Genomic DNA, 8,616 nt, shown 5'->3' with positions numbered 1-8,616 from the left:
GAATTACCGATTTCTGTCCCACTCTCTATTTTTCAATGATGACAGGGCCATCTGGTGTCCCTACAATCACTTTTGAAATCATGTTCAAGAATAAACCGTGCTCTACGACGCCTACGGTGTGATCCAGTTCATTGGATAGAGCTTCTGCATCCTCGATCACCTTGAGGTCCAAGTCAATGATAAAGTTGCCTTGGTCGGTTACAAAACGTTGATCATCCGCGTGACGGAAATCAGGATGGTAGCCTTTTTGCTCAAAGTGACGGAAAAGATTTTCAGCCCCGTATTGCACTACTTCCACTGGAAGTTTGAATGCCCCAAGAGTTGCGACTTGTTTGGATTCATCCACGATCCAAATGCAATCTTTTGAATTGGTTGCGACGATTTTTTCCATGAGGAGAGCCCCACCGCCACCTTTGATCCCGTTCAATTGAGGATCCACTTCATCTGCGCCATCTACTGTCACATCGACCACTTCGACATCGTCGATAGCCTTGAGCGGGATGCCTAAACTTTCAGCCTGATCATAGGTCACACTCGACGTTGTGACAGCTGTGATCTGCAAGCCTTCTTCTTTGATGCGACGACCCAATTCAGCCACAAAATAATAAGCAGTTGACCCTGTACCGAGACCGACAATCATGCCGTCTTTGACAAACTCAGCCGCCTTAATTCCTACCTGTTCTTTTAGGTTTACCATCATAGACCTCCTTTTATATTCTCTTACAGTATAGCATATTCTGTAAGAGATTTCACTAATTATTTGAAAACCTTTCCAGTTTTAGTTCTAAAAGCAAAACCTTGCCCGTCCGCTGACTTTACGATAGAATAGAGATGAATCTACAGGAAAAGAGAAATGACATGATTACTAAAGAATTTGATACTATTGCTGCCATCTCGACCCCTCTCGGTGAGGGGGCGATCGGGATCGTCCGCTTGAGCGGGACAGACAGCTTTGCCATTGCGCAAAAGATCTTCAAAGGGAAAGATTTAAGCAAGGTCGCAAGCCACACGCTCAACTACGGTCATATCGTAGATCCAGATAAGGACGAGATTCTCGACGAAGTCATGGTTGGAGCTATGCGCTCGCCGAAGACCTTTACCCGTGAAGACATCATCGAGATCAATACCCACGGCGGGATTGCCGTAACCAATGAAATCCTGCAATTGGTCATTCGTGAAGGCGCTCGATTAGCTGAACCTGGTGAATTTACCAAGCGGGCCTTTCTGAATGGTCGGGTCGATTTGACCCAGGCTGAAGCCGTCATGGACATCATCCGCGCAAAGACCGACAAGGCTATGAACATCGCCGTGAAACAACTCGATGGTTCCCTGTCTGACCTCATCAATAACACGCGCCAAGAGATCCTCAATACCCTGGCCCAGGTTGAAGTCAATATCGACTATCCTGAGTACGATGATGTCGAAGAAGCAACCACTGAGATCATCCGTGAAAAGACCAGTGAATTTGAAGCCCTCTTGACCAACCTCCTCAAGACTGCCCGCCGTGGAAAGATCTTGCGTGAAGGGATTTCTACTGCTATCATCGGTCGTCCAAACGTTGGCAAGTCTAGCCTCCTCAATAATCTTCTTCGCGAAGAAAAAGCCATTGTTACCGATATCGAAGGGACCACCCGTGACGTTATCGAGGAATACGTCAACATCAACGGGGTTCCCCTCAAATTGGTCGATACAGCCGGTATCCGTGAGACCGAAGACATCGTTGAGCAAATCGGTGTCGAACGGTCGAAAAAAGCCCTCAAGGAAGCCGATCTAGTCCTCCTCGTTCTCAATGCTAGCGAGCCCTTGACCGATCAAGACCGCCAACTCCTTGAAATCTCTCAAGATAGCAACCGCATCATTCTCCTCAATAAGGTCGACCTCCCAGAGAAGATCGAAATCGACCAACTGCCGGAAGATCATATCAAGATTTCCGTTCTGAAAAACCAAAACATCGATCAAATTGAAGACCGGATCAATGCCCTCTTCTTCGAAAATGCTGGGCTGGTTGAGCAAGATGCGACTTATCTTTCTAATGCCCGCCACATCTCCCTCATCGAAAAAGCTGTTGAAAGCCTGCAAGCGGTCAACGAAGGCCTGGCCCTCGGTATGCCGGTAGACCTGCTTCAAGTCGATCTCACCCGCACCTGGGAAATCCTCGGAGAAATTACAGGAGATGCTGCTCCAGATGAACTCATTACCCAACTCTTCAGCCAGTTCTGTCTTGGTAAATAAATCTATTTTAAGATCCTATACTCTTAGAGACTTTCCTTAGGTGAGTACGGACGTCAGCGAACTTCGAAGAAGTTCCATGACTTAGTTTTGAATCTAACGTTTCAAAACTCCCGAGTGCTTGAAACAACAATGTTTCAAGCACTTTTCTCACAGCGGAAAGTCTCAAATATTTCTTTTAAAATAGAATTTAGTTTACAGCTATAGGATCACCCAGTTTATACAAAAGCAGTAAAACAGTTGGTCCAAAATAAGAAAAATGCGTATGTGTGCAAACATACGCATTTTTCTTATTTTGCTTGTTCTAATCGCTCGACGTCTTGATAAGCTTGGTAGATCAGGAAGAGCCCAATAGCATTCAAGACTGGAATCGCAATCGGCAACTCGGTCACGATTTGTGAGAAAGGTGAATTGCCAACAAAATGAAGTCCGAATCCAGCTACTAAGTATCCCCAGCCTGCTAGACGTAAATCCTTGCGTCCTCTGCTTGCTTGGACAATTAGGAAGAGCCCTAGCATAACAAGACCTGTGTAGACCCAGTGAGACATGGGCGCATTAGCCACACGCCCGAGAATCCCAGACACCGTGTAGGAGAAACCTCCCGGCAGATCCTGACGGATATAGGCAAAGTCCTCCACGATCTGGAAACCAAGACCAGAGGCAATGGCCAAGAGGAAAATCGACTTGATGCGACGGACACTGAACAAATAGAGGACAAAGAAGATGGGAATCAACTTAAATGGTTCCTCAAAGAGGGGCGCAGCGATGGCACTCTCGTACTGGTTCCAAAAGTCGCTATTTGGAGCGATCGCTTGAATCATGTCATGGAAATAGGTATTGGCAAAGCTAGACAACCAACCGGCAACAAAGCCCCCTCCTAATAAAGAAAAGAGAACCGGTACCCAAGACAACTTCCACTTCTTCGCAAAATGAAAGAGAGCCCAAACAGCAGGAAGTGCATAAACCAAAAGGATCAGGGTAGAAAGTCCCACAATCCCGTACTGACTACCAGACATCCAGCCTTCTGTCAGTGACTGGGTCTCATAGGCTAGGCCGATCGCTAGCAAGAGTAAATAGAGAAACAAAATCGATTTGCGTTTCATAAAAGACCTTTCTAAAGTGAAATGAAAAAGGCTGGAAGCCCAGTCTTTTCCGAGTAATATCATTGTAACAGGATCAGCTTAAAAAAACAATAAATGTGGATTAGTGAGAAAAATGTAAAACGTAGATGGCGACAAATGGTTGACTAAATTTAGTTACTTAATCACCAACGCTCCATTTTCCTCCGTCGCCAAGAGCTTCTCATCTTTATCATATATTTTAAGTTTTATACTGCTCGGTTTGTTTTGAGTTGCATTGTATTGCTTTACTATCTCTTCTTTTAAATCAAAAAGCGTCTTACAATAATCTTTTGGATTTATATTTGCTAAAGATAGCATATTTTCTGATACAGAGAAGACAAGGATCAGATACTCTTCATTATAATACACTCTCGCTATCTCATTTTTGCCATTGATTTGATTTTGAAGCATATAAGCAAATACTACATTAGGTTTTTCATTTCCAACCAATGAGGTAGGGGCTTGATTCATCCCTTTGACCACTGATTCTTTACTTTCCTTTGTAGAATCTTTTACACTCTGTTCAGTAGACTGCTCTTTTTTGTCTTCATTCTTCACTTCTTTTTGCGCGCACGATGACAGAAATAGCGAGAGAATGGTCATTGTTGCAAACATAGTTTTTTTCATAGATTACCTCCTCTTAATTTTTAACAAGTCGAAAATGACCTGTAATTGACCACAATTAGATAAAGCTTCCAGTAAAAGACATTCCAAAATTTTAATTTTATAATCTTATAAGTACTTAGATAATTAATAGTTTAAAAATTATCATTTAATATTATTCTACCATAATCTCTCTCTTACTTCAGTACGGCAAGAATCTGACGAATCATATCTGGATCCCCATCTGGCAAAGTCACTGTCTCCGCATGATCCAAGATTCCTTGGGTAAATTGCGTCATAAACTCTTCACTATTAAGCTCATCCGCAGACTGTTGCCAGTGGCTCGGTACAGGATAGATCGTCACCGTCCCATCACCGTTAGATGCGTAAGTGATATTTCCTTCAGCTGAATAAGAACCAAATAGATGACGCACATCTTTGGGATAATCAACGCCCAAGCCACCATTATAAATCTTTGTTCCAGCTGCACTATTTGAAATATTTAATTCTGATGGCACGTTCTTGATCACATAAGCCCAGACACGCGCAGCTTCAACCTGAGCATCGGTGTAGCCTGGATAATCATTTTGATCCGCCTTCTTCGAAGATTTGACCTCGACATCCGGGCGAGTATTCCACTTCTTAGCCTTACTCGTTTTAGACGTACTACTGCTATCATCTGTATCAGCTTGCTCCCGATCTTTCGGCTGCTCTTTCTTGCGATAGTAGAAATTGTCATCATCGCCATAAGCCGGTGACTGACCAGCCCAGATCCGGTCCTTGGACTTATCCGAAGCATCGTCTTTGCCCGCTTTCTGACCTTTTGGAAGGAGCAAGAGACCGTAGCCTCCAACACCCGACTTGGCACTGACCGTCATCTCAGCGACCTGTTCCTTCTGCTTAAAGCTCGATGCATCAAGCTCAACATCCTCGCTGACCAAGCCCTTGTCATCAAAGACCAGCTCATTGCCACGACCATCGATCCAAGTCCCCTTGATACTCGAGTAGTCCTTAGCCTTAATGGCTTTCAAATCCATACCAGACTGTTTCTTTTCCGAAGTGCTGGTCTGCTTGGTATCCGAACTCTTAGGCGACACCGTTCTCTGAGGACGACCACACGAAGCCAAGACCAAAGCAGAAAGCACAATTACCAAACCTTTTTTCATATCAATCTCCCTTCACACACCTACTATTTTAGAAAAATAAGAAAGGAGAGTCAAAGAAAAAGAGGAGGGGGAGAATAAATTAATGACATAAAAGTCTGTAAAATTATGATTTGAATTTCTAAAGAAAAAGAAGCTCAATGTATCGAGCTCCTAGACCATCATTTTTTGTTTTTCTTGTTTTGGGATCATTCGAAAGAACACAGCTCTAAAACAAGGAAACATTGATACTATCAACTCCACACATCCTACATAGACAGTTTCCCTTATTTTTTTAATATGCTTCAAAACTATATCTTGTACAAATTATTTAATCTTTCTAACTCTAATACATTCATACATACTTCTACTCCAGTAACTACCCCCTTACTATAAATAATTCCACAAGAAAACACAATCCTCTTCTGACTCAAAATATTTGACAATATTACAAATGATTCCAAAACATAATCCTCTATAGTAATAAAACAATTATTTTCATCTTTGAAAAACTCTATAAATCCAATATCCTTACACCTATCACCCAAATGAAACCTAAGTGATTTTAAATAATAATCAAAAAACACATCACTTTCCATAGAAAACCCCTTCATTTTTAAAATATTCTGTTATATCATACAAAAAATAAGTTTTGGCACCATTCGAAACAACACAGCTCTAAAACATCAACACTCGGTCATAAGTGAACTACTCCGCAAAAGTTAGACAGAAAAAATCTAACTTTTGGGCTGCAGTTCAACTGTCAGTGTTTTCTTTTCTATCTCTGTCCCCTGCCGAAATATAAAATATGCTTAGAAAGCCTATTCTAATAGGCTTTTAGAAAATTTTGGTCTACTTTTTAACTATCTCATTTTTTGACTGACCTTCGCTTTAATACTTTTAATACCTCATAAATTGATTAATTTTATTCTTCTTAGTTGTTCTTTACTCCGGCAATTCTACCTTCAAGCTCATATCCGTCGGTTGCAATACCTTCTGAACCGCTGCGAGGAAGGCTAAGCCGTTATCTGATGGAGAATATTGGAAGGTGATATGGACGATTTTCTTATCAAACTTATCGCCATATCTCTCCACATATTGCTTGCTTTCGAGGAAGTAAATGTAATTGTTAATTTTTTCCTGCAGAATTTCCAGATGGACTGCTTCTATCTCTTCCTCCCAGCCAACTGGATCCACCAGAAGAAGCTCTAAATGATTATCAACTATACCAATAGCGTCAAGTTCGCTAGGTTCTAGTTCTGAAACAATAGTTTTTTTTACAAGAGCTTTAAACTCTTCAACATCAAACAACTCACGTTGATCTTCTATATTTGGTAGCATAGTTTCAGGATGATTACGTATATAGTTTCTATCAATATCATCTTGCTTACTTAAGGGCCAGTGCCCTGTTTCGGCATAAATCATCACCTCATATGCTTCCCTAGAAGATTGAAATGCTTTATCCATTAGTTCCTTAGTAATGGGATAGCATACTTCTGAGCCCATAGCTCCTCCAACTTCTTTAAAGAAGCTAATTTCGTAATAACCATCTGTTTCATATACAACAAATCCATCGCCTCTATGTACAATCGTATTGGAATGATTATAATCATCTAACTCATCTGCCTTTGGCCAAAGATGATGTTCACAATAAAACATTACTTCTAAAGCATCTTTTTCTGATTTTGAAACACGTTCTGCTAATTTTTGGCTAATGGGAAAGTTAAGCACTTCTTTCCCTCTACTCCACAGAATCTGATAATCATTGTTGTTTTTTAATATCGTACAATTTTTGTATTGTTGAATTTCTGTTGTCATACTATTTCTTTTTGTCTATTTCAATGGTGATACATAATCGTCTGGAAGTTTGCCTCTCCGGTCAATACATTTTTGTTCAGCAAGTGGAATTAATGTCTCAAGCTCTTCCTCAATAGGCGATGCCATCTTTTACCCATTTTCTAGTTTCTAACTCCAAATTAAAATAGAAATCTCTTCGACCAGATTTATCAAAACAATCCTCTTTAAGAGCCTCGCATACAATTCTCAGTTTCTTCTTACTTATCTCAGAAATATATAACATAGTAAATCCTGAAGGAGATTCAATTTGGTCGATTTTCTTACCTTCTAAATTATAAACCTCTAGTTCTGATGGAACGTCAAAATCGCTGGATGAGCGAAATATACTGAAGATACGCTGATATTTAGGGCTAAAGCGAAGATGATGTAAATGATGAAAACTAATCTGATGCTTCCCATTATGATTCCAATCCAGGGTTCCTTCTAGTAAATTTTGTTGCCATAACAATTTTCCTTCTAAACTAAAGTAGAAAATGATTTTGCTTACAAAGTTTTCTCCACTATAGACGATAACAATGTTCTCATCTTTATTATATTCCGCATGAATGATATCTGGTAGTTCTATCTTTATTACGCAACCATCCCACTCCCATGTGACCATCCGTTCACCGTAATCAATTTTCATCATCCTTCTCCTACTCTAACTCAGATAAATTCGAGATGTATTGTTTGCTCAGTCATCATGGAATCCACTTCCTCGACAAGTTTATCTATCTCGTTCTGTGTGATACGAATGTGGTTGTAGGTGGCTCCCAATTCTGTATACTTAACCTATATACAATAAAGCTTCCATCAGTCAACAATTCTACCTCTGCTTTTAAAGCATAGCCTTTTCATAGTCAAATGTGATGGTAGATCTTATACCAAAAATTTTCATTATTCTTCCTTTTCTTATATCTCTTTTAGGCCAAACTTGTAAATCACTTAGAAGTCTTTTAAATTTGGTATTCCAAAATGATGAGACTACCTTAAAAAATCAATGTTACGTTTTCCCCTATTATACCACACCATGGATATTTTATGACCTTTGCCAACATTTGGCTAAAGAAAAAACACTGGCGAATCAGTGTTTTACTTATCTATATTGTCCCCTGCCGGAATCGAACCAGCAACTACTCCTTAGGAGGGAGTTGTTATATCCATTGAACTAAGGGGACCGATAAAAAAAGAAGCGAGATCACTCCCGCCTCCTTGTTCGTCTTAACGACGGATTTCTTTAATACGAGCTGCTTTACCTTGCAATGCACGAAGGTAGTACAATTTCGCACGACGTACTTTACCGTAACGTACAACTTCAATCTTGTCTACACGTGGAGTGTGTACTGGGAATGTACGTTCAACACCGACACCGTTAGAGATTTTACGAACAGTGTACATTTCAGTGTGTCCTTGACCTTTACGAGCGATAACAACGCCTTCAAAGATCTGGATACGTTCACGAGATCCTTCGACAACTTTCGCGTGTACACGAACAGTGTCACCAGGACGGAATGCAGGGATATCAGTACGAAGTTGACCTTCAGTCAAGCTTTGGATTAATGGATTCATTTTATTCTCCTATCTTCGTCAATCTTGAGGGACCTCCCTCAGCGGATAAACTGTATTTTTGTGCTTCCATTACGCACAGAAACTATCATATCAGATAATCTCAGGTTTGTAAAGCT

General features: G+C 40.7%; 9 protein-coding genes and 1 tRNA gene. 1 reads left to right on the top strand and 9 read right to left on the bottom strand.

The features are described 5' to 3' along the window. Positions 1 to 25 precede the first annotated feature (25 nt). The gene (rpiA, locus tag HMPREF2685_RS05580) at positions 26 to 697 is read right to left on the bottom strand and encodes a ribose-5-phosphate isomerase RpiA (protein WP_070465812.1); all 672 of its coding nucleotides are present in this window, start codon (positions 695 to 697) and stop codon (positions 26 to 28) included. Positions 698 to 858: 161 nt separating this feature from the next. Between rpiA and mnmE the strand changes: the two genes are divergently transcribed. After that, positions 859 to 2,232: a tRNA uridine-5-carboxymethylaminomethyl(34) synthesis GTPase MnmE gene (mnmE, locus tag HMPREF2685_RS05575; protein ID WP_037607860.1), complete on the top strand. Its 1,374-nt coding sequence runs from the start codon at positions 859 to 861 to the stop codon at positions 2,230 to 2,232. Positions 2,233 to 2,519: 287 nt separating this feature from the next. Here mnmE and HMPREF2685_RS05570 read toward each other — a convergent pair whose 3' ends face one another. From HMPREF2685_RS05570 to rplS, 8 genes are all read right to left on the bottom strand, one after another. Then, complete coding sequence (locus HMPREF2685_RS05570) at positions 2,520 to 3,332, bottom strand: PrsW family glutamic-type intramembrane protease (protein WP_070465811.1); 813 nt, start codon at positions 3,330 to 3,332, stop codon at positions 2,520 to 2,522. Positions 3,333 to 3,485: 153 nt separating this feature from the next. Further along, positions 3,486 to 3,977: a hypothetical protein gene (locus HMPREF2685_RS05565; RefSeq protein WP_070465810.1), complete on the bottom strand. Its 492-nt coding sequence runs from the start codon at positions 3,975 to 3,977 to the stop codon at positions 3,486 to 3,488. A gap of 173 nt (positions 3,978 to 4,150) precedes the next feature. Beyond that, positions 4,151 to 5,119: a DUF6287 domain-containing protein gene (locus HMPREF2685_RS05560; protein ID WP_070465809.1), complete on the bottom strand. Its 969-nt coding sequence runs from the start codon at positions 5,117 to 5,119 to the stop codon at positions 4,151 to 4,153. A gap of 287 nt (positions 5,120 to 5,406) precedes the next feature. Further along, a complete protein-coding gene (locus HMPREF2685_RS05555) occupies positions 5,407 to 5,694 on the bottom strand; it encodes a hypothetical protein (RefSeq protein WP_223345585.1) in 288 nt (95 codons plus the stop codon). Positions 5,695 to 6,040: 346 nt separating this feature from the next. After that, positions 6,041 to 6,754 (bottom strand): DUF6572 domain-containing protein, encoded by a 714-nt coding sequence (locus HMPREF2685_RS05550; RefSeq protein WP_261710684.1) that lies wholly within the window; start codon positions 6,752 to 6,754, stop codon positions 6,041 to 6,043. Positions 6,755 to 7,022: 268 nt separating this feature from the next. Next, on the bottom strand, positions 7,023 to 7,577 hold the full coding sequence (locus tag HMPREF2685_RS05545) for a hypothetical protein (protein WP_049513781.1): 555 nt from the start codon (positions 7,575 to 7,577) through the stop codon (positions 7,023 to 7,025). Between the two features lie 460 nt (positions 7,578 to 8,037). Continuing rightward, a tRNA-Arg gene (locus tag HMPREF2685_RS05540) sits at positions 8,038 to 8,109 on the bottom strand. Positions 8,110 to 8,152: 43 nt separating this feature from the next. Continuing rightward, the gene (gene rplS, locus HMPREF2685_RS05535) at positions 8,153 to 8,500 is read right to left on the bottom strand and encodes a 50S ribosomal protein L19 (protein ID WP_021153086.1); all 348 of its coding nucleotides are present in this window, start codon (positions 8,498 to 8,500) and stop codon (positions 8,153 to 8,155) included. Positions 8,501 to 8,616 lie beyond the last annotated feature (116 nt).

Origin of the sequence: Streptococcus sp. HMSC074F05, from assembly GCF_001808725.1 — a bacterium.
Lineage (GTDB): Bacteria > Bacillota > Bacilli > Lactobacillales > Streptococcaceae > Streptococcus > Streptococcus parasanguinis_I.
This window is presented reverse-complemented; position numbering and strand designations above follow the sequence as displayed.

Bases quoted from the DNA above. Each gene is read 5' to 3' on its own strand.
- HMPREF2685_RS05545 (WP_049513781.1), bottom strand. From the start codon at position 7,577: ATGAAAATTGATTACGGTGAACGGATGGTCACATGGGAGTGGGATGGT.
- mnmE (WP_037607860.1), top strand. From the start codon at position 859: ATGATTACTAAAGAATTTGATACTATTGCTGCCATCTCGACCCCTCTC.
- HMPREF2685_RS05570 (WP_070465811.1), bottom strand. From the start codon at position 3,332: ATGAAACGCAAATCGATTTTGTTTCTCTATTTACTCTTGCTAGCGATC.
- HMPREF2685_RS05555 (WP_223345585.1), bottom strand. From the start codon at position 5,694: ATGGAAAGTGATGTGTTTTTTGATTATTATTTAAAATCACTTAGGTTT.
- HMPREF2685_RS05560 (WP_070465809.1), bottom strand. From the start codon at position 5,119: ATGAAAAAAGGTTTGGTAATTGTGCTTTCTGCTTTGGTCTTGGCTTCG.
- rpiA (WP_070465812.1), bottom strand. From the start codon at position 697: ATGGTAAACCTAAAAGAACAGGTAGGAATTAAGGCGGCTGAGTTTGTC.
- HMPREF2685_RS05565 (WP_070465810.1), bottom strand. From the start codon at position 3,977: ATGAAAAAAACTATGTTTGCAACAATGACCATTCTCTCGCTATTTCTG.
- rplS (WP_021153086.1), bottom strand. From the start codon at position 8,500: ATGAATCCATTAATCCAAAGCTTGACTGAAGGTCAACTTCGTACTGAT.
- HMPREF2685_RS05550 (WP_261710684.1), bottom strand. From the start codon at position 6,754: ATGTTTTATTGTGAACATCATCTTTGGCCAAAGGCAGATGAGTTAGAT.